Origin of the sequence: Rhizobium giardinii bv. giardinii H152 (genome assembly GCF_000379605.1) — a bacterium.
Taxonomy (GTDB): domain Bacteria; phylum Pseudomonadota; class Alphaproteobacteria; order Rhizobiales; family Rhizobiaceae; genus Pararhizobium; species Pararhizobium giardinii.
Map to the genome: position 1 here is coordinate 116149 of NZ_KB902735.1, position 22694 is coordinate 138842.

Annotated in this window: 21 protein-coding genes and 1 pseudogene; 16 read left to right on the forward strand and 6 right to left on the reverse strand. The window is 63.6% G+C overall.

Annotated features, from left to right (window positions below):
* Positions 1 to 114: 114 nt before the first annotated feature.
* On the forward strand, positions 115 to 747 hold the full coding sequence (locus tag A3AY_RS0130820; protein WP_018329523.1) for a TetR/AcrR family transcriptional regulator: 633 nt from the start codon (positions 115 to 117) through the stop codon (positions 745 to 747).
* A gap of 9 nt (positions 748 to 756) precedes the next feature.
* On the opposite strand, the gene A3AY_RS0130825 is transcribed toward A3AY_RS0130820, so the two are convergent.
* A complete protein-coding gene (locus tag A3AY_RS0130825; RefSeq protein WP_018329524.1) occupies positions 757 to 2475 on the reverse strand; it encodes an adenylate/guanylate cyclase domain-containing protein in 1719 nt (572 codons plus the stop codon).
* Positions 2476 to 2755: 280 nt separating this feature from the next.
* Positions 2756 to 4849 carry a S9 family peptidase gene (locus A3AY_RS0130830; protein WP_018329525.1) on the reverse strand — a complete coding sequence of 698 codons (2094 nt, stop codon included), beginning with the start codon at positions 4847 to 4849 and terminating at the stop codon, positions 2756 to 2758.
* Between the two features lie 329 nt (positions 4850 to 5178).
* Here A3AY_RS0130830 and A3AY_RS36585 point away from each other — a divergent pair, with 329 nt between their 5' ends.
* The 4 genes from A3AY_RS36585 (at position 5179) to A3AY_RS0130850 (ending at position 10261) form a co-directional block, all read left to right on the forward strand.
* Complete coding sequence (locus A3AY_RS36585; RefSeq protein ID WP_018329526.1) at positions 5179 to 7098, forward strand: HAMP domain-containing methyl-accepting chemotaxis protein; 1920 nt, start codon at positions 5179 to 5181, stop codon at positions 7096 to 7098.
* Positions 7099 to 7293: 195 nt separating this feature from the next.
* On the forward strand, positions 7294 to 8118 hold the full coding sequence (locus tag A3AY_RS0130840; RefSeq protein WP_018329527.1) for a nickel-binding protein: 825 nt from the start codon (positions 7294 to 7296) through the stop codon (positions 8116 to 8118).
* 148 nt (positions 8119 to 8266) lie between these two features.
* On the forward strand, positions 8267 to 8689 hold the full coding sequence (locus tag A3AY_RS0130845; RefSeq protein WP_026204006.1) for a YciI family protein: 423 nt from the start codon (positions 8267 to 8269) through the stop codon (positions 8687 to 8689).
* Positions 8690 to 8998: 309 nt separating this feature from the next.
* Entirely contained in the window at positions 8999 to 10261 is a 1263-nt protein-coding gene (locus A3AY_RS0130850; protein ID WP_018329529.1) for an RNA polymerase sigma factor, read from the forward strand.
* Positions 10262 to 10361: 100 nt separating this feature from the next.
* On the opposite strand, the pseudogene A3AY_RS41625 reads toward A3AY_RS0130850, so the two are convergent.
* Together A3AY_RS41625 and A3AY_RS0130860 are read right to left on the reverse strand one after the other, a co-directional pair.
* Positions 10362 to 11043 (reverse strand): annotated as a pseudogene (locus A3AY_RS41625) (HAD family hydrolase).
* Positions 11044 to 11239: 196 nt separating this feature from the next.
* Positions 11240 to 12103: a VOC family protein gene (locus tag A3AY_RS0130860; protein WP_026204007.1), complete on the reverse strand. Its 864-nt coding sequence runs from the start codon at positions 12101 to 12103 to the stop codon at positions 11240 to 11242.
* A gap of 516 nt (positions 12104 to 12619) precedes the next feature.
* Between A3AY_RS0130860 and A3AY_RS0130865 the strand changes: the two genes are divergently transcribed.
* The 3 genes from A3AY_RS0130865 (at position 12620) to trhA (ending at position 14746) form a co-directional block, all read left to right on the forward strand.
* Positions 12620 to 13042: a universal stress protein gene (locus A3AY_RS0130865; protein WP_018329531.1), complete on the forward strand. Its 423-nt coding sequence runs from the start codon at positions 12620 to 12622 to the stop codon at positions 13040 to 13042.
* A gap of 176 nt (positions 13043 to 13218) precedes the next feature.
* Positions 13219 to 13893, forward strand: a complete 675-nt coding sequence (locus A3AY_RS0130870) for a redoxin domain-containing protein (RefSeq protein WP_018329532.1) — start codon at positions 13219 to 13221, stop codon at positions 13891 to 13893.
* A 172-nt stretch (positions 13894 to 14065) separates the two neighbouring features.
* Complete coding sequence (gene trhA / locus A3AY_RS0130875; RefSeq protein ID WP_210312562.1) at positions 14066 to 14746, forward strand: PAQR family membrane homeostasis protein TrhA; 681 nt, start codon at positions 14066 to 14068, stop codon at positions 14744 to 14746.
* A 29-nt stretch (positions 14747 to 14775) separates the two neighbouring features.
* Here the strand turns inward: trhA and A3AY_RS0130880 are convergent, their stop codons facing one another.
* Positions 14776 to 15294, reverse strand: a complete 519-nt coding sequence (locus A3AY_RS0130880) for a hypothetical protein (protein ID WP_026204008.1) — start codon at positions 15292 to 15294, stop codon at positions 14776 to 14778.
* A gap of 253 nt (positions 15295 to 15547) precedes the next feature.
* On the opposite strand from A3AY_RS0130880, the gene A3AY_RS0130885 reads away from it, so the two are divergent.
* Positions 15548 to 15814 (forward strand): hypothetical protein, encoded by a 267-nt coding sequence (locus tag A3AY_RS0130885; RefSeq protein ID WP_018329535.1) that lies wholly within the window; start codon positions 15548 to 15550, stop codon positions 15812 to 15814.
* 25 nt (positions 15815 to 15839) lie between these two features.
* On the opposite strand, the gene msrB is transcribed toward A3AY_RS0130885, so the two are convergent.
* Positions 15840 to 16247, reverse strand: a complete 408-nt coding sequence (msrB, locus tag A3AY_RS0130890) for a peptide-methionine (R)-S-oxide reductase MsrB (protein ID WP_026204009.1) — start codon at positions 16245 to 16247, stop codon at positions 15840 to 15842.
* A 260-nt stretch (positions 16248 to 16507) separates the two neighbouring features.
* Here msrB and A3AY_RS0130895 point away from each other — a divergent pair, with 260 nt between their 5' ends.
* The 7 genes from A3AY_RS0130895 to mnhG are packed head-to-tail and all read left to right on the forward strand — an operon-like array spanning position 16508 to position 22452.
* Positions 16508 to 18871 carry a putative monovalent cation/H+ antiporter subunit A gene (locus tag A3AY_RS0130895; protein WP_018329537.1) on the forward strand — a complete coding sequence of 788 codons (2364 nt, stop codon included), beginning with the start codon at positions 16508 to 16510 and terminating at the stop codon, positions 18869 to 18871.
* Positions 18868 to 19287: a Na(+)/H(+) antiporter subunit B gene (locus tag A3AY_RS0130900; protein WP_018329538.1), complete on the forward strand. Its 420-nt coding sequence runs from the start codon at positions 18868 to 18870 to the stop codon at positions 19285 to 19287. Before A3AY_RS0130895 ends, A3AY_RS0130900 begins: the two co-directional genes overlap by 4 nt.
* The gene (locus A3AY_RS0130905; protein WP_018329539.1) at positions 19287 to 19664 is read left to right on the forward strand and encodes a Na+/H+ antiporter subunit C; all 378 of its coding nucleotides are present in this window, start codon (positions 19287 to 19289) and stop codon (positions 19662 to 19664) included. The genes A3AY_RS0130900 and A3AY_RS0130905 overlap by 1 nt, the downstream gene beginning before the upstream one ends.
* A gap of 7 nt (positions 19665 to 19671) precedes the next feature.
* On the forward strand, positions 19672 to 21231 hold the full coding sequence (locus A3AY_RS0130910) for a Na+/H+ antiporter subunit D (protein WP_018329540.1): 1560 nt from the start codon (positions 19672 to 19674) through the stop codon (positions 21229 to 21231).
* 11 nt (positions 21232 to 21242) lie between these two features.
* Positions 21243 to 21719 carry a Na+/H+ antiporter subunit E gene (locus A3AY_RS0130915; protein ID WP_026204010.1) on the forward strand — a complete coding sequence of 159 codons (477 nt, stop codon included), beginning with the start codon at positions 21243 to 21245 and terminating at the stop codon, positions 21717 to 21719.
* Entirely contained in the window at positions 21716 to 22093 is a 378-nt protein-coding gene (locus tag A3AY_RS0130920; RefSeq protein ID WP_018329542.1) for a cation:proton antiporter, read from the forward strand. The genes A3AY_RS0130915 and A3AY_RS0130920 overlap by 4 nt, the downstream gene beginning before the upstream one ends.
* Positions 22090 to 22452 carry a monovalent cation/H(+) antiporter subunit G gene (gene mnhG / locus A3AY_RS0130925; RefSeq protein WP_018329543.1) on the forward strand — a complete coding sequence of 121 codons (363 nt, stop codon included), beginning with the start codon at positions 22090 to 22092 and terminating at the stop codon, positions 22450 to 22452. The genes A3AY_RS0130920 and mnhG overlap by 4 nt, the downstream gene beginning before the upstream one ends.
* Positions 22453 to 22694 lie beyond the last annotated feature (242 nt).

A 22694-nucleotide genomic window follows, 5' to 3' on the forward strand; every position in this document is an offset into this window, starting at 1 on the left:
AGATTATAAAAAATTCAGCAATATCAAATGGTTTTGGACCGGAGCGGCGACTGGGCGAAAAATCGTTTCCCTCGTCGTCCAAGCAAAACCGTACCGACGGTACAGGAGCGGGAGATGCGCAAGGGCGAGGAGACGAGGACCCGCATTCTCGACGTGGCGGAAGCGGCCGTGTTGCAGAAGGGCTTCGGCGGCACGTCGATCGAGGAACTGATCGCCGAGACCGGCATCACCAAGAGCGGTTTCTTCTACCATTTCCGCGACAAGAACGAGCTCGCCAAGGCGCTGCTGAACCGCTACATCGAAAACGACGAGCGGATCTACGACGAGATCTTCAGCCGTGCGCGCGACCTGATGGACGATCCGCTGCAATCCTTTCTGCTCGGGCTGAAGCTTTTGTCGGAATTGTTGTCCGACCTGCCGAACGGCCATCCGGGCTGCCTGGTTGCGACCATCTGCTATTACGAGCGGCTCTTCGATCGGGAAATTCAGGAGATCAACCGCCAGGCGGCTTTGACCTGGAGGCGCCGCTTCCGCGGCATGTTCGATGAGATTTTCGCCGTCTACACGCCGCGCGAGCAGTTTGACGTGGACCAGCTCGCCGACATGGTCTCGACGGTGATCGAAGGCGGCATCGTGCTGTCCAAGGCGTTGAAGGAACCACAAAGCCTGCCGGGTCAGATTCTCGTGTTCCGCAGCTTCGTCAAACTGCTGTTCCAGCCGGTGCAGCAGGCCCGAGCGGCCTCGTGACATGAGCGGTCACGGTGGCAGGCCTGCGTTTCGCAGGCCATCGGCCCACCGCGCTGCATCGTCCGGTCGCCGGATCGGGAAGAAATCGTCGAGGTTCGACAGGCGGAAGTCGGGATCGAGCTGACGCAATCGCGTCATCGCCTCCGCTGCCTCCTCAGCCTGTCCGGCCAGCGCATGGCTTGCTGCAGCGACGCAGGTTGCGATGAAGTGCACCGGCTGCTCGCGAATGGCCGCGCGTGCCCACGACGACGCCTCGCCATACTGGCCAGCAAAGAAGTGGGCGGCGGCCATTGCGGCTTGCGCATTGAATATCTGAGGGTCCTGCGGGTTCAGGCGAATGGCCCGAGCGAGATGATCGAGTGCCACCTCCGGTTCGCCAAGCCAAATCCTGGCCCAGCCGCTGAACAGCCATGTTGAGGCCCAATTGGGATTGAGTGCAAGAGCACGCTCCAATAAATCAGCGCCATAGTCGAGTGCGCCGAGAACATAGGTAAAGGCGATGCCGGCGGTGGAGAGCGCCACCGCGTCATCCTTGCCCAAAGCCGCGGCCCGGCGGGCCAGCCGCTCGGTTTCGACAGTTTCTTGCGCGCGGTCGACCATCCAGCCACTTGCCTTGCGCTGCGAATAGCAGCGGGCCGCCATGCCGTAGGCCGCAGCAAATTCCGGGTCGAGCTCGATGGCGCGGTAAAACAGCCGCAGAGCCTCGTTGTTGGCCTCGCGGCTCCAGCGATGCAGGGCTGCCATGCCGCGCAGGAAGTAATCATAGGCGTCGAGATTCTCGGTGGGCTTGCGCTTGGCCCGCTCGATCTCGGCCTGTTCGAGCTTGGGGCCGATGGCGCCGACCACGTTTGCGGTTACATGGTCCTGAAGCTCGAAAATGTCTTCGATCCCCCCCTCAAAGCGATCCGCCCAAATGTGCATGCCCGTGGCGGCCTCGACAAGTTCGGCAGAGATACGCACCCGGTTGGCCGCCCTGCGCACGCTGCCCTCCAGCACGTAGCGCACGCCCAATTCGCGCCCGACGTGCTTCACGTCGACGGCACGCCCCTTGTAGGTGAAGCTGGAATTGCGCGCGATGACGAAGAGCCAACGAATGCGCGACAGGCCGATGATGATCTCTTCGACAATGCCGTCGCCGAAATAGTCCTGTGCCGGATCGCTGCTCATGTTGCCAAACGGCAGTACGGCGATCGATGGCCGGTCCGGCAGCGCGAGCACGGGCGCTCGCAACGGCATGATCTGATCGAGGTACGCGCGGTAGGTTCGCAGCGGGCGCGCGATATTCTTGAGGTGCTGCAAGCCCATATCGGCAAAGCTGAGATCGACCTTGCCGTCGATCTGTCGGTGCACGTCTTCAGAGATACAGATTCCGCCGGCTTCGGAAATCTCCTCGAGCCGGGCCGCCACATTGACACCGTCGCCGAGGATGTCGTCGCCCTCGATCAGGACGTCGCCGAGATTGATGCCGACACGAAAGAGCATCCGCTGATCGGCGGGTGCCACGGCATTTCGCTCGGCCATCAACCTCTGGATGGCGGCTGCGCACGCGACGGCGGCGACGACTGACGGAAACTCCAATAACACGCCGTCGCCGATGGTCTTTACGATCCGACCGCCGTGTTCCGTGATGATCGGCGACATAGCCTCCCGGTGGACGCGCAGCGCACGCGCCGTCCCGGCTTCATCGGCTCCCATCAGCCGGCTGAAGCCCATGACGTCGGCAGCCATAATAGCCGCCAGCCTGCGTTCCACCTGGGGCTCACCCACGGACCCATGCTTCCCATATGGTTCTAAAACCACACTATAGCACGAGCCCTCCCCGGAGCGCTCGGCTCAATTCATTAAGTGTGTCGAAAATAATCCGACCGAAGACGGTGCAGCGAAGCGGCCATCATCGCTGATGCCGACCACCATTTTGCGTGCTGAGTCCCCCCGGATCTGCAGTGAGACTTAATGGGCCTGCCGCGCGTGGGACGCAGTTCCCGTCCGCGGACGGCCAGCCGGCCCCCTACATCTTCCCCGCAACCTTGATCGCAAAGGCATATTCAAACGCGATCTCCTCCAGCCGCTGGAAGCGGCCCGAGGCGCCGCCGTGGCCGGCGTCCATGTTGGTCTTCATCAGGATCGGCTCGGAGCCGGTGGTCTTCTCGCGCAGCTTGGCCACCCATTTGGCCGGTTCCCAATAGGTGACGCGCGGGTCGGTGAGGCCACCGAGCGCCAGGATGGCCGGGTAGGGCTTTTCCGCAACGTTGTCATAGGGGCTGTAGGCTGCCATGCGCTCGTAGGCCGTCCTGCTCTCGATCGGGTTGCCCCATTCCGGCCATTCCGGCGGGGTGAGCGGCAGCGTGTCGTCGAGCATGGTGTTCAAGACATCGACGAAGGGAACGGCGGCGATGATGCCCTTGAACTTCTCCGGCGCCATGTTGGCGATCGCGCCCATCAGCATGCCCCCGGCCGATCCGCCCTCGGCGACGATGTTTGCGTAGGAGGTGAACTTCTGTTGATTCAGATAGTCGGCCGCCGCGATGAAGTCCTTGAAGGTATTGGTCTTCTTCTCCATCTTGCCGTCTTCGTACCACTGAAAGCCCTTGTCCTTGCCGCCGCGGATATGGGCGATGGCATAGACGAAGCCGCGGTCGGCGAGCGACAGGCAGTTGGTGTTGAAGCCTGCCGGGATGCTGATGCCATAGGCGCCGTAGCCGTAGAGCAGGCAGGGGGCCGAGCCGTCGAGGGCCACATCCTTGCGGTAGAGCAGGGTTACCGGAACCTCGACGCCATCCCAGGACGGCGCCATGACGCGGCGGGTGACGTAGTCGTCGATATTGTGGCCGGATGGCACTTCCTGCGTCTTCAAGAGCCTGCGCTCGCGCGTCGCCATGTTGTAGTCGTAGAGCTGGCTCGGCGTCGTCATCGACGAATAGGAGAAGCGGATGACGTCGGTGTCGTATTCGCCGGCACCGGAGAGACCAAGCGAGTAGGCTTCCTCGGCAAAGGCGATCGCGTGTTCCTCGCCGCTCCTGCGGTCGCGGATTTTGATCTGCGGCAGGCCGTTTTCCCGCTCCAGCCAGACGAGATGGCGGGCAAAGGCCATGTGGCTGATGATCAGCCGCCCCGGCGTGTGCGGCACGACGTCGGTCCAGTTTTCCCGCCCAGGCTTGTCAACCGGCGTCTGCATGATCTTGAAATCCTTGGCGCCGTCAGCATTGGTGAGGATGTAAAAGACATCGCCGCCTTCGGTCAGCGAATATTCGAGCCCGGTTTCGCGCACTGAGACCATTTGGGGCTTCGCATTGATGTCGCTCGTCGGGATCAGCAGATATTCGCTGGTCTCATGGTCGTGGATGTCGATGTAGATGAAATCGTCGAGCATCGAGCCGCCGACTCCCATGAAAAAGCCCGGATCCTCCTCCTCGTAGACCAGCCGGTCGTCGCTCTGCGGCGTGCCGATGATGTGGTGGAAGATTTTTGAAGGCCGATGGTTGTCGTCGAGCACGGTGTAGAAGAAGCTCTTGCCATCCGGTGCCCAGGCGCCGCCGCCGCCGGTGTTTTCGATGACGTCCGTGAGGTCTTCGCCCGTCGCAAGATCGCGCACCCGCAGCGTGTAATATTCCGAGCCCTTGTCGTCATAGCCCCAGAGGCCGCGGCTGTGGTCGCTCGTATGATCGATGCCGGCAAGCCGGAAATAGGCCTTGCCGGCGCCTTCCTTGTCGCCGTCGAGAAGCACCGTGCGCTCGCCACCGTCGCGGGGAATGCGGAAATAACGCGGCTGTTCGCCGCCGGTGACGAAGAAGGTGCCATAGGCGAACGGCCCGTCCTTCATCGGCACGGAACTGTCGTCTTCCTTGATGCGGCCCTTCATCTCGGCAAACAGCGTCTTCTGCAGCGCCTCGGTATCGGCCATCGCCGCCTTCATATAGGCGTTCTCGGCTTCCAGGTGCTTGCGGATTTCCGGATCGAGGATCGACGGATCCTTGAACATCGCCTGCCAGTTGTCGGCACGCAGCCAGGCGTAGTCGTCCGTCCGGCTGATGCCATGGCGGGTATCCGTGACCGGCTTTTTCGGAGCGACGGGAGCAGCGGGCAGATTCTTGAAGATGGACAAGGATGACTCCGGGAAAAATGCGAGGGGTGTAGACCGGAGATAGAGGCCGGGTGCCAAAGGTTCAAGGAAAAAGCTCCGGACACCGTGCGGACGCCTGAACAAATTCGCATGCTGCGTCAGCGGACGGCATGCCGCTGGCCGGTGCGCAAGGAGAAGTGCGAGCACCGGGATTTGCATATGTCAGTTTTAACCGTACGTTAGCGCAATTCCTTCAGATTGCGCCGTAGCGCGCGATGTTCCCTTTCCTGCTGCGCCCTGCCAGAGGCATCATGCCTTGACCCCCAATTTTCGTTCAGCTTGCGGGAAATCGCTCCCGCCGGAGTTTCGTCATGACGTTTCGCAATCTCTCCATTCTCCAGAAGATCGGCCTTGTCGTATTCGTCATGGGGCTCTCTTCGCTGGTCATCGCCTTTGTCGGAGCGCGGGGGATTTCGGCGCTCGAATCGGCGATCGTATCGGTCGGCAACAAGGAGGAAGTCGCCCGCGAGGCGATGGACCTGCGCGTCGACATCATCGCCATCAGCCGCATGACCTACCAGCTGGCCGCGCAGCCTGAAAAGGCAACGGATTTCCGCGCAGAAACGGAAAAGCGCGCCAAGGAAATGCTCGAGCGCCTGCCGAAGATCGAAGCGGCGGCCGATGCAACGGAACTCAAGCAGCTGCAGACGATCCGCGCGACGCTCGAAACCTATTTCGGCGAAATCCGCGCCATGGTTGATGTCGCCGAAAAGAACGGCAAGGACACCGCCGCGATCAAGGCCGGCCTCGACAAGGCGCTCGCCGCGCAGAAGACCGTAACCAGCGCCGTCAAGGAATACAGCACCTATTCGGGCGGGGCGCTTGCGAGTGCCCGCGCCGACGCCCTGCAGTCCTCGTCGCTGGCGCTGGTCATCGCCATCGCATCGGCCGCGGCCTGCATCGTGCTGGGCGCAGTGGCGAGCCTTCTCGTCGCGCGCCGGGGGATTGCTGCACCGGTTCGCGCTCTGACGGCCGCCATGAGCCGCCTGGCCGAGGGTAACCTCGACAGCACCGGCACCGATGCCGAGCGCAAGGACGAGATCGGCGAAATGGCCCGCGCCGTCGAAGTCTTCCGCCGCAACGCGCTGGCGATGCGCGACATGAAGGCCCAGGAAGCGGCACTCCATGCCCTGAGCAGCGATCTGCAGTCGAGCATCAGCGCCGTCGTCGCGGCCGCCGTCGCCGGCGATTTCACCGGCCGTATCGGCAAGGATTACCAGAACGACGATCTCAACCGCTTCGCCGGCAGCGTCAACGAACTGGTCGACAGTATCGACAGCGCCGTCGCGGAAGTGCGCCGCGTCATCGCCGCCCTGGCCGACGCCGATCTGTCGCAGAGCATGGAGGGCCAGTTCCAGGGCGCCTTCGCCGAGCTGCAGCAGAACGTCAACACCACCATGCTGACCTTGCGCTTGACCATGCAGAATGTCCGCGGTGCTGCCGGCACCATCAAGGAAAGCTCCGCCGAACTGAGCTCTGCCGCCAACGACCTGTCCAAGCGCACCGAGCAGCAGGCCGCCGCGCTCGAGGAAACCGCCGCAGCATTGGACGAGATCACCGCGACCGTCCGCGCCTCCTCCTCGCGCGCCAACGAAGCCCGCGACATGGTGCGGGAGACGAAGGAGAGCGCCGGCAAGTCGGGCGAGATCGTCCGCGATGCCGTCAGCGCCATGAGCCGCATCGAGGGCTCGTCGAGCCGCATCAGCCAGATCATCGGCGTCATTGACGAGATCGCCTTCCAGACCAACCTGCTTGCCCTCAATGCCGGCGTCGAGGCAGCGCGGGCAGGCGAGGCAGGCCGCGGCTTCGCCGTTGTCGCCCAGGAAGTGCGCGAACTGGCGCAGCGCTCGGCCAATGCCGCCAAGGAAATCAAGACGCTGATCAGCGCCTCTGCCTCGGAAGTCGAAGGCGGCGTCTCGCTGGTCAGGGCGACCGGCGATGCGCTGCTGGAGATCGAGCAGCTCGTGCTGCGCGTCAACGACCACGTCGAAAGCATCGCCACGGCCGCACGCGAGCAGGCGACGGCGCTTGCCGAAATCAACACCTCCGTCAACCAGATGGACCAGATGACGCAGAAGAACGCCGCCATGGTCGAGGAGACGACGGCCGCCAGCGAGACGCTGGCCGAAGAGAGCCGCCAGCTCCAGACCCTGCTTGCCCGCTTCAAGCTGGAAGAGGCAAGTCGCGTATCGCATTCACAACCGCAGCAACGCACCCGTTACGCGGCCTGAGCGATCAACCGGCCAGCAAAACCGGACAGCAAACAAGAATGAGGGGAGGACGGCAACGTCCTCCCCTTGCGCATTTCGTGTCGTCGCGCTGGAAGGCGCCGGTCTCGCAAGCCGCCCGAAAGGTGGACCGGGCCGCGTTCAGGTCGTAGAATGAAACCTTCCTTGTGGGCTGAGGCTTCAGGGCAGGAGGCGCATATGGCTATATTCATGGACCGGCATGACTTTTCGGCAATTACCGCGGCCGACGCTGCCGAGGCGCACCGCAGGGATATCGAGATACAGGATAGGTACGGGGTCAAGTTCCTGACCTACTGGTTCGACCAGCAGCGTGGAACCGTGTTTTGCCTCGTGGATGCGCCCGATGCGGAAACGGCCCAATGCGTGCACCGCGAGGCGCATGGCTACATCGCCGGCGAGGTTGTCGAGGTCGCGTTGTCGGCGGTCGAGGCGTTTCTCGGCCGAATACAGGACCCCGAGCAGGCCCCGGGACAATCCTCGGGCGAAATGGACTGCGGCCATCGGGCAATCCTGTTCACCGACATCGTCGGCTCGACGGCGATGACATCGCGCCTCGGCGACCGCATGGCGACCGAACTCGTCAGGGCGCATGATTCCATCGTGCGCAGATGTCTTGGCCATGCCTCGGGCCGCGAGGTGAAGCACACCGGCGACGGCATCATGGCGACGTTCGCCGCGACATCCGCGGCCGTCGATTGCGCAATGGCCATTCAGCAGGAATTCAAACGGTACAACCTCGGCAACTCCGAGCCTATTCATGTTCGCATCGGACTGGATTGCGGCGAGCCCATCGAGGACAGCCGCGACCTGTTCGGCTCCACCGTGCAGCTTGCCGCTCGATTGTGCGCTGCGGCCTCCAGCGACCAGATTCTGGTGTCGGAGAACATTTTTCGAGAGTACGGCGCCACCGATGTCTTCGGTCACGCGACCCGCCGGCGGCTGAAGGGATTTGCGAAGCCCATGCTGGCCTTCCAATGCGACTGGGCTGATGCCGGGGTTTAAGACCGCCAGATCCAGCCCGACGCCCCCGGGGACGACGACCTAAAACTTTTTCACGAAAAAAATTCGCCGGCATGTCGATTGTGCCGGCGCTCGTTCGTCGTAGGAGCAGGAAGGTCGATGTGGCCTCCGCCAACAAGAGGAGAAGACGATGCGTGTCATAGTCATGGTAAAGGCGACTGAGGAGAGCGAAGCGGGGATCATGCCCTCGACCGAGCTCATGGAGGCGATGGGCAAGTTCAACGAGGAACTGATCAATGCCGGCGTCATGCTGGCGGGCGAGGGGCTGCATCCCTCGTCGAAAGGCAAGCGTATCGCCTTCGACGGTCCCAGCCGCACCGTGATCGACGGCCCCTTCGCCGAAACCCGCGAACTGGTCGCCGGCTTCTGGATCTGGGAAGTCAAGGACATGGCCGAGGCGGTGGAGTGGGCGAAGCGCTGCCCCAATCCGATGCCGGGCCCGAGCGAACTCGAGATCCGCCAGGTGTTCGAGGCCGCCGACTTCGGCGACGCCCTGACGCCGGAACTCGCCGAGCAGGAGGAGCGTCAGCGCCAGAAGCTGGCCGGCCACTAGAGCCGGATGGTTGCAGGTTGAATCACGGTACACGACAGGACCGAGAATACCCCCCTCTGTCACTTCGTGACATCTCCCCCTCAAGGGGGAGATCGGGAGCAAGAGGCCAGCCCCAAGCCAATCTCCCCCCTTGAGGGGGAGATGCCCGGCAGGGCAGAGGGGGGTGAGACGGCCACTGTCGTGTGCTGTGAGGTCGAATCGACCTGAAAGCTGAATCCGCTCTGCAAACAAAGAAGTAGCCGCGCCGCCACCACCATCCGTCGCCGCTGCCGCTTGACGTGGCCCTTGCACCTCCCGTAAGCGGAAAGCATGGCGGCGACGGAAATCCACCAGACGATCGAGACCGTGTTCCGGATCGAACAGGCCAGGCTCATCGCGGGCCTGGTGCGAATGGTGCGGGACGTGAACCTCGCCGAAGACCTGGCCCAGGACGCCCTCGTGGCAGCCCTGTCCGAATGGCCGAAGACCGGGGTGCCGAAAAACCCGGGCGCCTGGCTGATGGCCGCTGGCAAGCGCCGGGCCATTGACGGCTTCCGCCGCAGCAAGATGCTGGCGCGCAAGCACGCCGAGATCGGCCGCGACCTCGGGGACGAAGGTGTCGACCCCGTCGCGGACATCGAGGCGGCCATGGATGACGACCTTGGCGATGAGCTGCTCGGCCTGATCTTCACCGCCTGCCACCCGGTGCTCTCGCCCGAGGCGCGCGCGACGCTGACGCTGCGCCTGATCGGCGGGCTGACGACGGACGAGATCGCCCGTGCCTTCCTCTCCAGCGAAGCGACCATCGCCCAGCGGATCGTGCGGGCCAAGAAGACGCTCGGCAAGGCCGGCCTGACCTACGAAGTGCCGCGCGGGCCGGACCGCAAAGAACGTCTCGCCTCGGTGCTCGAGGTCATCTACCTGATCTTCAACGAGGGCTATGCGGCGACCGCCGGCGAAGACCTGATCCGCCCGGCCTTGTGCGCCGAGGCCCAGCGCCTCGGCCGCATCCTCGCCGGCCTGGCGCCGGGCGAGCCCGAGGTCTTCGGCCTTCTCGCTTTGATGGAAATCCAGGCCTCGCGCCTCAACGCCCGAACGGCGCCGGACGGCTCGCCGGTTCCCTTGACCGAACAGAACCGAGCCCACTGGGACCAACTGCTGATCCGGCGGGGCCTTGCCGCTCTGGAGCGCGCCGAAGCGCTCGGCGGCGCGGGCGGTCCCTATGCCCTGCAGGCCGCACTCGCCGCCTGCCATGCAAGGGCAAGAAAGGCGGAAGAGACGGATTGGCAGAGGATCGCCGGGCTTTACGATGAACTGCGGGCGGTCATGCCGTCGCCGGTGGTCGACCTCAACCGGGCCGTGGCCCACAGCATGGCCTTCGGGCCTAGGGCCGGCCTTGCCCTCCTGAACGAGATCGAGCAGGCGGGTGCCTTGCGCGACTACGCGCTGCTGCCGGCAGCCAAGGGCGATTTCCTGTTCCGCACTGGCCGGCTGACCGAGGCCGGGGCAGAGTTCGAGCGCGCTGCCGCGCTCACGCGCAACGCGCGCGAAAAGGCCTTCCTGCTCGGACGCGCGGCTGCCTGCGGCGGCTAGTGGATTCCCGACGACGTGGCGTCATGCAAGTCTGCTGGATGCGCAGTGGTCGCGGTCATCTGTTTCCGGTCAGCAGCCCCGGAAGGACTGCGTCGAACCGTCATCCTGCGACGCGCGCGGCCGACGCGGCCAGGATGAGCTCGCGGACGGCATGCAGGTCGCTGACAACGCCCGTGCATAGGGACTGGATTTCCGGGGTTGGGCCAAGAAGATCGGGGACCATGAAAGTCATCATTTCGGCAGCAGATGCGGAGCGAACCCCGTTGTGGGAATCCTCCAGAGCCAGGCATAGAGTGGGGGCCACGCCAAGACGCTTCGCCGCCGTCAGGAACGGGTCGGGCGAGGGTTTGCTGGCGACATAATCTGTGTCCGATGACCGCATGGAATCGGTCGGCCAGGCCATGGGCGGAGAGATGGCTCTGCACAGTGGAGTGGGCCGACGAAGTCGCGATACATCGCGGCATCGCGAGCTGGTCAAGAAAGTCGAGCAGTTCGACGACGCCGGGCTTCAGCCGGAGTTGCGTGGCGGCCAGCAACTCGAAATGGCCGATCATCTGTGCGAAATACTGGTCTATGGGAAAATCCGGTCCCATTTGTTCCAGAAGCAATACTCTGCTCTGGACCCAAGGCACGCCTATGGTGCGTTGAATAACGGCTGTCGGCAGGTCGTGACCTCCAACGGCTGCAGCCGCCAGAAACGCCTCTTGATAGAGTGTCTCGGTATCGAAAATCAGCCCGTCCATGTCGAAGATCACGGCGACTGGCATATGAGGAAGCGTCATTTTCCACGTATAGTTGATGCCCCGCAGCTCGGCAACAGCATGCACGGGGCTCGGAACTCGTTGGAGCGTTTGGGCTCCCGCGGGCCGCGTCACCACCTTACAATCTGTCCGACCCCGCAAGGCGCACCCGCAGACTCGTCACTTTTCGGCGTTGTTCAAGCCTGCAGGTCCTTCGCGGCGCATGCGAATGCGGTCGTCACGCCGCCAGCTTCAGCCCGATGCCCCACGGGTCGACGAGCGAAACGGTGGCGCCGGTGCGCGTCACCGGAATTTCCAGCGCCTCGAGCCTGGTGATCGCCGTCTCGAGCTTGGCCGGGTCGTTGAAATGCACGGTGTAGTCCGCAAGGCCGGTCATGTTGTCCTGGCGCTTCGGCGCGCCGCGCGAATTCCAGATATTGGCGCCGACATGATGGTGATACTTGCCCGAGGCGAAGAAGCTGGCGCCGGGGTACGTCGCCATCAGGTCGAGCCCGAGCACGTCACGGAAGAAGGCGTTGGCCTGCGGAATGTCGGAGACCTGCAGGTGGATATGGCCGATCGCCGTGCCGTGCGCCATGCCGTCCCACCTGTCCTTCGGCGCCTCGTCGTAGAGCGCCTGCAGGTCAAGCGGCAGCGTCGCCATCCTCACCATGCCGTCGTCGATATAGTTCCATTCCTGCCGCGGCCGGTCGCGATAGACCTCGATGCCGTTGCCCTCCGGGTCACCGAGATAGATCGCCTCGCTCACCAGATGGTCGGACGCGCCCTGCAGCGGCACGTTGTTGTGGGCGATATGGGCGAGCCAGCGGCCAAGTTCGGCGCGGTCGGGCACGAGGAAGGCCGTGTGGAACAGGCCCGGCGCATTGCGCGGCGCAACGGCGGCATTGCCCTGCGTCGTCAGCGTCAGAAGCGGCCGCCCGGCAACGCCGAGCGTCTCGCCGCTCGCCGTCTTGTCAATCGGCGTCAGGCCCATGATCTGCTGATACCATGACGATACCATTGGCAGGTCGCGAACCACCAGATGCGAGTGATCGATATAGGCCGGCATGCGGACGGCGTGGGTTGCGGCGTGCTCTGTCATTGTCGTGCTTTCTGCCCTGGTTGCGGCTGCGGCGGTTCCCGTTGCCAGCGCTGTCGCCGACAACTTGATGAAGGTGCGTCTGTCGAAGCCGGCCATGGCGCATTCCCCTTTGAAACTCTTGCAAACCTATATGGCGCGCCCGCGGCGTCCACGAAAGGTGGCGTATTGAGGAAGTACCGTTCTCGCCCTGTTGACAATCACGGTACGACAGTGGCCGTCTCACCCCCCTCTGCCCTGCCGGGCATCTCCCCCTCAAGGGGGGAGATTGGCGTGGGCTAGCCTCTTGCCCCGATCTCCCCCCTTGAGGGGGAGATGTCACGGAGTCACAGAGGGAGTATTCCCGGTACTGGTCGTGCACTGTCGTTGACCTGCGACCGCATGGCCGGTTGTGAATTTTCCCCGAATACACCTATATTCTAATTTATCCGCGCCAGGCGGCGAGGGTCGGCAAAACAACGGCCCAGGAGGCAGGATATCCTGCCTCTCCGCCGGTGCGGCGAACCCGAGGAGACAGTCATGTATTCGAGAATCATCGTCCCGATCGCCATGGACCAGCTGGAGCACGGCGAAACGGTGCTGGAGCGCGCCAAGTCGCTGCTGGACGAGGGCGGCGAAATCATTCTCCTGAATGTCGTCGAGGATCTGAATGCCTATGCGCAGGGCTACATGATTGTCGACTTTCCGCTGGAAATGGTCGAGGCATCCCGCAAGCATGCGATGAACACGCTGACCGAGCTCCAGCAGAAGCACGGCGTCAAGGGCCGCGTCGAAATCCGCGTCGGGGGCGCAGCCGGTGTGATCAACGCCTTTGCGGAGGAGATGGAGGGCGACCTGGTCATCATCGCCTCGCACCGGCCGGGCCTGATCGACTACTTCATCGGCTCGACCGCAAGCCGCGTCGCCAGCCATTGCAAATGCGCCGTGCTGATCGATCGCTGAACCGGGATTGCCGGGCGCGGCTTACGGCGCCGGGTGAAATTGGCCGTTCGTGACCTCGGGCACATGATCCGATAGAGTGAAAGCGCGTTCTCCGGTACAGTGGGGATCGAGGCGCTGCCGGCGTTCAGCGCCATTGCCGAAGGCAATATCGGAGCGTCAGAGCGAAGGAATGTTTCATGACAGACCGGATCCGCCCGCTGCAACCGGGAGAGGCCGCGCCCGCGTTCGTGCTTCCCGCCGCCAATCGCGAGGGTTTGGCCTCTCTCGCCAGCCTGCTGGGCCGGCCGTTCCTCATCGGCTTCTATCGCGGCCTGCACTGCCCCTTCTGCAGGCGTCAGGTCGGACAGCTTTCAAGCCTGCAGCCCGCGCTGCAGGCCATGGGCGTCGAGACGCTGGCCGTGATCAATACGCCGCTCGAGCGCGCGCGTCTCTATTTCCGCTACCAGCCGACGCCGGTGACGCTGCTGTGCGACCCGGACTGCCGCACGCACCGGGCCTTCGGCGTGCCACGCGTCGAGGTGCTGCCCGATGGCAGCAGCGAGCAGCCGGAGTGGCCATTGCGGACGACAATGGCGGATTTCCTGGGCGCGCGCATCAATCCCGGCGGCGAAATGCCAGAGCCGCTGCCGCCGATGGAAGCCAATACGGTTCTCAATGCCAAGGACGGATTCGAGCTCGACGAAGCCGACAAGACGATTTTCGCAAACCACGGCACGCAGCTGGTCGGGCACTTCCTGGTGAATGCGGACGGCATTGTCGGCTGGGCGCAAATCGAGGCGCGGGACGGGCCGAACAGCCTCGGCGTTTTCCCGACCGCGGCCGAGATTATGGCCGCAGCCGGCAAGCTCTGATCTTGCCCCCACCCTCCGGTGAAATGTCGATCTGTCGCAAAGTTTGATCCTCCGGCTCTGTTTCGACGCTGCTGTCTATGGCACATTGGCAAGACTGCCACGCGTTGTGGCGGCGCGATATCGGGCATCATGGGTGGGTGATGTGCCGGCAACATCGTGAAGCCGGATTGAAATGAAGTATCGAGGGGCTCTGGTGGAAATCAAGGGCATCAAATGGAACTACGATCGCTCTGAGCTGATTGCCGACGGCGTCGTCCACGGGATCGGTCTCGCCTTTGCGCTGATCGGCGTCACGGCAATGATCTTCTATGCCAGCGTCTGGAGCACGTCCGGGCAGCTCGCGGCCGCCTGGATCTATGGCGCCGGGCTGGTTGCGACGCTGTCGATCTCCTTCCTCTACAATCTCTATCCCGTGTCGAAGACGAAATGGTTCCTGCGCCGCTTCGACCATTCGTCGATCTTCGTACTGATCGCCGCCACCTATACGCCGTTTTTGCAACGCGGCTGGGACGATCCCTCTCTGTTCGGCATGCTGATCGGCATCTGGACGATCGCCTTTGTCGGCGTGCTGATCAAATGCGCCTTTCCGGGCCGCTTCGACAAGGTAGCGATCCTGCTCTATCTGGCCATGGGCTGGAGCGGCGTGTTTGCCGCGGGGCCGCTCCTGTCGCAGCTGACGGAAACGACGCTGATCCTCATCGTGATCGGCGGCATCCTCTATTCCTGCGGCGTGATCTTCCATGTCTGGGAAAGGCTGCGTTTCCAGAACGCCATCTGGCACGGCTTCGTGGTGATCGCGTCTGCCGTGCACTATTCCGCCGTGCTCACTTGCATCAGCAGCGCCTCGGCCTGATCGTCTCATCGCAAATGTGACGGCGCCTGTCAGTGCTGCGCGGCACCTGGAGCCTGTTGCGGCGCCTGTTCGCATCCTGCGGCTGGCCGCAACGATTTCACCAACCGGCCGATGACGCTGTTGAACGTCTTCAACCTGTCGCGCGGATAGCGAAGGTGAAAATACGCAGCGTTGCCGTCGCAAAGAGCGATGCCGCGGACATAGAGAATATCTGCCGATCGCGCGCCGGAATAGCTCGCCCAGCCGTTCGTCACCTTGTCATAGGTGATCGTCCATCCGGCCGCCCGGTCCGCATCGAGGCGCTTTCGGGCCTCGCCGGCAAATTCGCCGGTTTCGAGCATGGTGCCGTAGAGCGAAAGCTCGGAACGCCCGTCATCCGAGCGAAAGGTCGCGCCGTCGCCGTTGTCGGCCTCCTTGCCCAGCGTGAAGCCGGGCGGCACGGCTGCACTATATCCGAAGCGCGGATTGGAATAGCTCGTCCAATCGTCCGCGGCGAGGGCGGGCGAGCTCGTGCAAAGGGCTGCCGTCAGCAACAGCGCAGGTCTCAAGTCCAGCTCCCTGTTTTGTCGCATCCGCCGCTCGGTCGTCTTTGAGACGCGGGGCAGTAGAAATTTATGCGCGGTAAAACTAAGGAGTACACCGCGGGTTGAAAAAAGACTGCTTCCCCCTAAAATCATGGAGGGGGCAAGTGGCAACCATGAAGAGCGCCAGGTGTTAACGATATATTAGTCATATCGAAGACTTTGCCGGAAAAATGTGTATCGTGTCAAAACGGCGGAGAATCGCCAAAAAGGAGGGGCAGTGGCAGAACCAGGGAATGCGGCCAGCCGCACAGTTTCAAGCGAACGTTCCAACCCTGACGTCGATGATACGGGCGTTCCCCTCTGGAGCGAGGCGGACGGGGAGCCGACACCGGGGCGCAATTGGTCGATCATCCTCGTCTTCGTGTTCGTTCCCTTGATGGCGCTGGCCGTACTGGTGCTCTGTCTTTATGCGCTGTTTGCGCATCTGTTCGGCATGCCGCAAGCGCCCGAGATGGGCATCGGCGGCACCAGGCTGCCATCCTGACGGACTGCCGCCCGGGTCGGGCGGCTCACTCCTGTTCGAAGGTCAGGGCAACCCCGTTCATGCAGTAGCGCAGGCCGGTGGGCGGCGGGCCGTCGGGGAAGACGTGGCCGAGATGCGCGTCGCAATCGGCGCAGCGGATTTCCGTCCGGCTCATGCCATAGGACGTGTCGTGATGTTTCGTCACGGCGTCCACCGAGATCGGTTCGTAGAAGCTCGGCCAGCCGGTGCCGGAATTGAACTTCGCCTGCGAGCGATAGAGCGGCCGGTTGCAGCAGACGCAGTGATAGACACCCTTCTTGCTCAAGTCGAAATCCGGGCTCGAGAAAGCGCGCTCGGTGCCGTGCTGGCGGGTGATCCGGTACTGTTCCGGCGTCAGCTGCGCACGCCATTCCTCATCGGTCTTGAAGATCTTCAAGGTGCTGGTGTCGTTCATCGGTCTCTCCCCTGATTTGCTGCAGATATAGGAAGCATGCGGCGTTCCGGCAATCACCCGCGGCAGCGCCCGATTGTTCGGCTGCGGCAATCTGGGGAGAGGGGCCGTTTTTCCGGCCATAAGCTTGAGTTCGTTGCTCGCTTGGCTTATCCCCAAGAGTATTCGCCATCAGTATTCGCCATCGACATTCGTTCGCCGAGCTTCCTTGCCATCTCCTGCCACCCCGCAGCCCGCAACTCTTGAAAGGACCAATCGGACCCATGAGTGTCGCCGATCTGACATTTCTGGCTCTCCTTTTGCCGTTCCTGGGCGCGATCGTGGCACCGCTGCTCACCCGCATCCTCGGTCACAACGCCGCCTGGGTGCTGGCGCTCGTGCCCGTGGCGATCTTCCTGCATTTTACCGGCTTCTCGGCTGAGATCGCTCGCGGCGAGGTGGTGACCGGCGGCTATGCCTGGGTGCCGTCCTTCCAAGTCCGCTTCTCCTGGCTGATCGATGGGCTGTCGCTGACCTTCATGCTGTTGATTTCCGGCATCGGCGCGCTGATCGTGCTTTACTCCGGCGGCTACCTGAAGGGGCATCCGCATCAGGGCCGGTTCTTCTCGTTCCTGCTGATGTTCATGGGGTCGATGCTGGGGCTGGTGGCCTCCGACAGTTTCCTGATGCTGTTCGTCTTCTGGGAGCTGACCTCGATCACCTCCTTCCTGCTGATCGGTTTTGACCATCAGCGCGAGGCCGCCCGCCGCGCAGCCCTTCAGGCGCTGGTGGTGACGGGCGGCGGCGGGCTGTTCCTGCTCGCCGGGCTGATCATCCTGTGGAACATGACCGGCATCAACCAGTTTTCGCTGCTCACCGCTTTTGCCCCGCAGGTCAAGGCAAGCCCGCTCTATCTGGCGGCGCTGGTCCTCGTGCTCGGCGGCGCCTTCACCAAATCGGCGCAGTTCCCCTTCCATTTCTGGCTGCCGAACGCGATGGAGGCGCCAACGCCCGTCTCGGCCTATCTGCATTCGGCGACCATGGTGAAGGCCGGGGTCTATCTGTTGATGCGGCTTTACCCGGTGCTCGGCGGCACGCCGGCCTGGCAGATCATCCTGCCGGTGTTCGGCGCAACGACCCTCATCATCGGCGCGCTCCTGGCGGTGCGCCAGACCGATCTGAAGCTGATGCTCGCCTATACGACGGTGTCGTCGCTCGGCCTTCTGGTTCTCCTGACCGGCTTCGGCGCGCCCTACGCGATCGAGGCGGCAGCGCTCTATCTGCTGGCGCATTCCCTGTTCAAGGGGGCGCTGTTCATGGTGGCGGGCTGCATCGATCACGAAACGGGAACGCGCGACGTGACGCGGCTGGGCGGCCTGCGGTTCGCCATGCCGCTGACCTTCGCCATCGCGCTCGCGTCGGCCGCTTCGATGGGCGGGCTGCCGCCGTTCTTCGGCTTCCTGGCCAAGGAAGAGGTCTATACCGCGCTGTCCGCCTTCGACGGCCGCGCGATCATTTTTGCGGTGCTGGCCGTTGTCGGCAATGCGCTGATGTTTGCCGCCGCCTTCGCCGTGGCGCTGAAGCCGTTCATCGGCAAACGGATCGAAACGCCGAAGGCCGCACACGAGGCTCCCGTCCTGCTCTGGCTCGGTCCGGCCGTGCTGGCGCTGAAGGGGCTGGCGGTCGCACTCCTTTCCGGCACTGTCCATGAACTGATCACGTCGCCGATGGCATCCGCCATTGCCGGCGAGGCGCGGGTGGTGACCATCTCGCTGGCGCCGCATATCGGCGTTCCGGCGGCACTCTCGACCCTTACCGTTCTGCTCGGGATCGGCGTCTATCTTAGGCTTGCGCGGCTTCGCGCGGCGATCGCCGCCGCTCTCGCCGCCATCGGCTGGGGGCCGGATCGCGGTTTCGACCAGGCGATGCGCGGCCTCGTCCGGCTGTCTTCCGCAGTCACCCGGCGGCTGCAGACTGGCCGGCTCGACATCTATATGACCGCCACCTTCACCCTGCTGGCGGTCGTCCTCATCGTCCCGCCCTTCCTCTACGGCGAACTGGCGCGCGCGCCGGTCTTTCCGCAGGATATCCCGCTGCACGAGCTCGCCATCATGGCAATCGCCGTGATCGGGCTTGTCGCGGTGGTTCTGGCGCAGGACCGGCTGACGGCGATCGTCTCGCTCGGCATCCAGGGCTTTTCGGTGGCGGTGATCTTCCTCCTCTATGGCGCGCCGGATCTTGCCTTCACCCAGTTCATGATCGAGACGCTCGCCGTCGTCATCCTGGCTCTGGTGATGACGCGGCTGAGGCTTTCGCCCTCCGACCACCGGCCGCTGCGCGAGAACCTGCCGGATGCGGCGATCGCGCTTGCCTGCGGGCTCGGCGCGACGCTCTTTCTCATCAAGGTGACGGAAGCGCCGTTCGACACGGGGCTCAGCGATTTCTTCAACCAGTATTCGAAGACGATCGCCCACGGCGCCAATGTGGTGAACGTCATCATCGTCGATTTCCGCGGCACGGACACGCTCGGCGAGATCGCCGTGGTGATGATCGCCGCGCTGGCGATCCTGTCGCTCGTGCGGCTGCGGGCCGGTTCGCTGCGGCGCATCGCCGACAATGATCCCGATGCGGAGGAGGCGAGCCGATGAGATCGCTGATCTTGCGCACCGTAGCGCCGCTGATCGTCGGCCTGATGGTGCTGTTTTCGATATTCGTGCTTTTGCGCGGCCACAACGAGCCGGGCGGCGGCTTCATCGGCGGGCTGATCGCGGTCGCCGCCCTGTCGATCTACGGCATCGCCTTCGGCGTCGAAACCGTGCGCCGGGCGATCGTCTTTCACCCGCTGGCCATCGCCGGGGCAGGGCTCATGCTTTCGACACTGTCCGGCCTCGTGTCGATGGTGTTCCATGTGCCGTTCATGACGGGGCTTTGGATCTATCCGGTCATCCTCGGCGAAGAGGTGCCGCTGTCGAGCGTCATGACCTTCGATATCGGCGTCTACCTGGTCGTCGTCGGCGCTGTGACCTCCGTCGCCTTGTCGCTCGAGGAACGGGGAGAGGATTGATGGAACCCGTTTTTGCACTCCTCACCGGCATCTTCCTGACGATCGCCATCTACCTCATGATGTCGAAGTTCATCATCCGCATGCTGATGGGGGTGGCCATCCTCGGCAATGCCGTCAACCTGCTGATCTTCACCAGCGGCCGGATCATGCGGGAAGTGCCGCCGGTGATCGGGCCAGGTCTCGACGTGCCGGCCGGGCCGGTGGCCAACCCGCTGCCGCAGGCCCTGATCCTGACGGCGATCGTGATTTCCTTCTCGTTCTTCGCCTTCCTGCTGGTGCTCTCCTGGCGCGCCTACAGCACGCTTGGCACCGACAACACCGACGAGATGCGGGTGGCCGAGCCGGACGGCGCCCCGCCGCCGCCGCTGGGATACTGACACGACCATGGCCGTTTCCTCGCCCCCCGTCGATCTCTCCGCAGCGCTGGTTCTCGAGCCGGTGGCAGCGCTCGACTGGCTGGTGATCCTGCCGGTTGCCTGGTGCATCGGCATCGGCGCCGTGCTGATGATGGTGCGGCACCGGACCTTTCTCCACCCGCCGATCGCCGTTGCCGCGCTTGGCGTTCTTGCCGGGTTCGATGCCACCCTCCTGTGGCATGTCGCGCAAAACGGTCCGGTGACCATGGTCATGGGGCGCTGGCTGCCGCCCTTCGGCATCGCGTTCACGGTCGATCTGACGGGCGCGCTGTTTGCACTCATTGCGGCCATGGTGGCGCTCGCGGGCGCGGTTGCCGCCGTCACCGACATCAACGACAGCGGTCGCCGCTACGGCTTTTATCCCTTTCTGATGCTCCTGATGGCCGGCGTCAGCGGCGCCTTCCTGACCGGCGACATCTTCAACCTCTATGTCTGGTTCGAGGTCTTGCTGATCTCGTCCTTCGGTCTTCTGGTGCTCGGCGCGGAGCGCGAGCAGATCGACGGGGCAGTGAAATACGGCTTTCTCAACCTCGTCGGCACGACGCTGTTCCTGATCGCCACCGGCTACCTCTACGGCATCTTCGGCACGCTCAACATGGCCGACATCGCGGCCAAGGCCGGACCGTTGCGAGAGACGGCGCCGCTGACGACGCTGGTTGCGCTCTTTGTCTTCGCCTTTGCCATGAAGGCGGCGGCCTTTCCGGTGAACTTCTGGCTGCCCGCCTCCTATCACACGCCGCGCATCGTCGTGTCGGCGCTGTTTGCCGGGCTGCTGACCAAGGTCGGCATCTATGCGCTGATCCGCGTTTCCGTCATGCTGTTTCCGCTCGAGCGGGACGACCTCAGCCTCGTCATCGCAGCCGTCGGCGCTCTGACGATGGTGACCGGCGCGCTCGGTGCGCTGGCGCAGACCGACACGCGGCGGCTGCTCGGCTATCTCGTCATTTCCGGCATCGGCTCCATGCTTGCCGGTGTTGCCCTCGGCGGCCCGGGCGGCATCGGCGGCGCGGTCTTCTACGCGCTGCATTCGATGGTGGTGATGACGGCGCTCTATCTGGCGGCTGGCCTTGCCGCCCGCCTCGGCGGCGGCTTTTCGCTGGCCTCGCTCAGCGGGCTCTATGCGCGCCATGCGCTGTTTTCCGCTTTGTCGCTGATGCTGTTCTTCGCGGTCTCCGGCCTGCCGCCGTTTTCCGGCTTCTGGCCGAAGGTGATGCTGGTCAAGGCGGCGCTCGACGGCGGCGCCGGGTGGCTGGCGGCGGCGCTGCTTTTCACCGGCTTCCTGACGATGATCGCCACGGGGCGCCTGTTCCTGCTCGCCTACTGGCGCCCGGCGGCCGCGGCCGCACCGTCGGGACAGGCCGCAGTGCCGGCGACGGCGCTCCTGCCGCTCATCGTCCTGACGGCGGTCAGCGTCCTGATCGGCCTGTTTCCCGAGACATTGCTTGGCCTCGTCCAGCAGGCCGCCTTGACGCTCGACGAGCCGTCCGCCTATCTCCATTCCGTCTTTCCAGCCGGGAGCGCGCCATGAGATTCCGCGCCATGAGATTCATCGTCGTCAATCTGCTGCTGACCCTGGTTTGGGCGTTCGTCACCGGCAGCTTCACCCTGCACAACCTGGCACTCGGCTTTGCGATCGGCGCGATGTCGCTGCTTTTGGTGCGCGACCAGTTGCCGGCGAGCCTCAACCGCGTCCGCCCGATAAAGCTGCTGCTGCTGGTAGGACTGTTCTTCAAGGAACTGATGCTGTCGGCAATCAAGGTCGCGGTCATGGTGCTCAGGCCGAACATGCGACTGCGGCCGGGCATTTTCGCCTATCCGCTCACGATCACGCGCGATTTCGAGATCACCCTTCTCGCCAATCTGATCACGCTCACGCCCGGCACCTTGTCGGTCGATGTCTCGGACGACCGCAAGATGCTCTATGTGCACGCGCTCTCCTGTCACGATCCGGCGGCCGAAAGGCGGGCGATCTCCTCCGGCTTCGAACGCCGCATCCGGGAGGCGTTTCCGCTATGAGCGCGTCCGCCATCCTTTCGTTCTCGACCACCTTCGCGCTCGTCGCCCTGTCGCTCGGCCTGTTGCTGACGGTGGCGCGCATCGTGCGCGGCCCGACCCTGCCGGACCGGGTGCTCGGGCTCGACATGCTGGTCGCCATCGCCATCGGCTTCATCGCCGTCATCGCCATCCGCAGCGGCTTCAATCTCTATATCGACATTGCCATTGCGCTGAGCCTCGTCGGATTTCTCGCGACCGTCGCCTTTGCCCGCTTCATTCTGGCGCGCGGCCTGTCGCCGGAATCCGCCGGTGCCGACAGCCGTGCAGCGGCAGTGCCGACGCGTGGCAAGGCACTGGCACCGGCGCGGCGCCAGAATAAGGGAGGCCGCCGATGAGCGCCGGTCCGGATCTGCTTGTGGCGATCGCGGTCAGCGTGCTTCTGGTGGCTGGCTCGATCTTCAGCCTGCTCGCAGCGCTTGGACTTTTGCGCTTCCCGGATCTCTATACGCGCATGCATGCGGCGTCGAAGGCAGGCACGATCGGCTCCGGCCTTTTGCTGCTAGCCGCCGGCCTGCACGCCCTCGATATCGCCATCCTGCTCAGGGCGCTTGCCGGGTTCGCCTTCTTCGTCCTGACAGCGCCGGTTTCAGCCCATCTTCTTGCCAAGGCCGCCCATCAGGCGGGCTACAAGCTGACCAATCTGTCCGTTACCGACCAATTGCCCCTGGCAAAGCAGAAGTCCGACAGGCTCTGAATTCAGCAAACATTACAGCACATTGGACGTAGAGAATCATCTTCGCTGCAACACAGCGGTGTGTCATTTTTGGGAATGTAACGTAATGTTTCCGCGCCGGATATGCTTTGCGTCGCGCGTCAAGATCAATAGGCTAGATCTCGCATAAATTATTATTGGACTTTTCTTCGAACGGTGTTAATCGAGTAAAGGCAAAGTGTCCAATACCATATTAATTCGTATCGAAATTCCAGCATGGGTTG

Bases quoted from the DNA above. Each gene is read 5' to 3' on its own strand.
- A3AY_RS0130905 (WP_018329539.1), top strand. From the start codon at position 19,287: ATGGAACCCGTTTTTGCACTCCTCACCGGCATCTTCCTGACGATCGCC.
- A3AY_RS0130860 (WP_026204007.1), bottom strand. From the start codon at position 12,103: ATGACAGAGCACGCCGCAACCCACGCCGTCCGCATGCCGGCCTATATC.
- A3AY_RS0130820 (WP_018329523.1), top strand. From the start codon at position 115: ATGCGCAAGGGCGAGGAGACGAGGACCCGCATTCTCGACGTGGCGGAA.
- A3AY_RS0130910 (WP_018329540.1), top strand. From the start codon at position 19,672: ATGGCCGTTTCCTCGCCCCCCGTCGATCTCTCCGCAGCGCTGGTTCTC.
- A3AY_RS0130915 (WP_026204010.1), top strand. From the start codon at position 21,243: ATGAGATTCATCGTCGTCAATCTGCTGCTGACCCTGGTTTGGGCGTTC.
- A3AY_RS0130900 (WP_018329538.1), top strand. From the start codon at position 18,868: ATGAGATCGCTGATCTTGCGCACCGTAGCGCCGCTGATCGTCGGCCTG.
- A3AY_RS0130895 (WP_018329537.1), top strand. From the start codon at position 16,508: ATGAGTGTCGCCGATCTGACATTTCTGGCTCTCCTTTTGCCGTTCCTG.
- A3AY_RS0130850 (WP_018329529.1), top strand. From the start codon at position 8,999: ATGGCGGCGACGGAAATCCACCAGACGATCGAGACCGTGTTCCGGATC.
- A3AY_RS0130865 (WP_018329531.1), top strand. From the start codon at position 12,620: ATGTATTCGAGAATCATCGTCCCGATCGCCATGGACCAGCTGGAGCAC.
- A3AY_RS0130825 (WP_018329524.1), bottom strand. From the start codon at position 2,475: ATGGCTGCCGACGTCATGGGCTTCAGCCGGCTGATGGGAGCCGATGAA.
- msrB (WP_026204009.1), bottom strand. From the start codon at position 16,247: ATGAACGACACCAGCACCTTGAAGATCTTCAAGACCGATGAGGAATGG.
- A3AY_RS0130920 (WP_018329542.1), top strand. From the start codon at position 21,716: ATGAGCGCGTCCGCCATCCTTTCGTTCTCGACCACCTTCGCGCTCGTC.
- A3AY_RS0130840 (WP_018329527.1), top strand. From the start codon at position 7,294: ATGGCTATATTCATGGACCGGCATGACTTTTCGGCAATTACCGCGGCC.
- A3AY_RS0130845 (WP_026204006.1), top strand. From the start codon at position 8,267: ATGCGTGTCATAGTCATGGTAAAGGCGACTGAGGAGAGCGAAGCGGGG.
- trhA (WP_210312562.1), top strand. From the start codon at position 14,066: ATGAAGTATCGAGGGGCTCTGGTGGAAATCAAGGGCATCAAATGGAAC.
- A3AY_RS0130870 (WP_018329532.1), top strand. From the start codon at position 13,219: ATGACAGACCGGATCCGCCCGCTGCAACCGGGAGAGGCCGCGCCCGCG.
- A3AY_RS36585 (WP_018329526.1), top strand. From the start codon at position 5,179: ATGACGTTTCGCAATCTCTCCATTCTCCAGAAGATCGGCCTTGTCGTA.
- mnhG (WP_018329543.1), top strand. From the start codon at position 22,090: ATGAGCGCCGGTCCGGATCTGCTTGTGGCGATCGCGGTCAGCGTGCTT.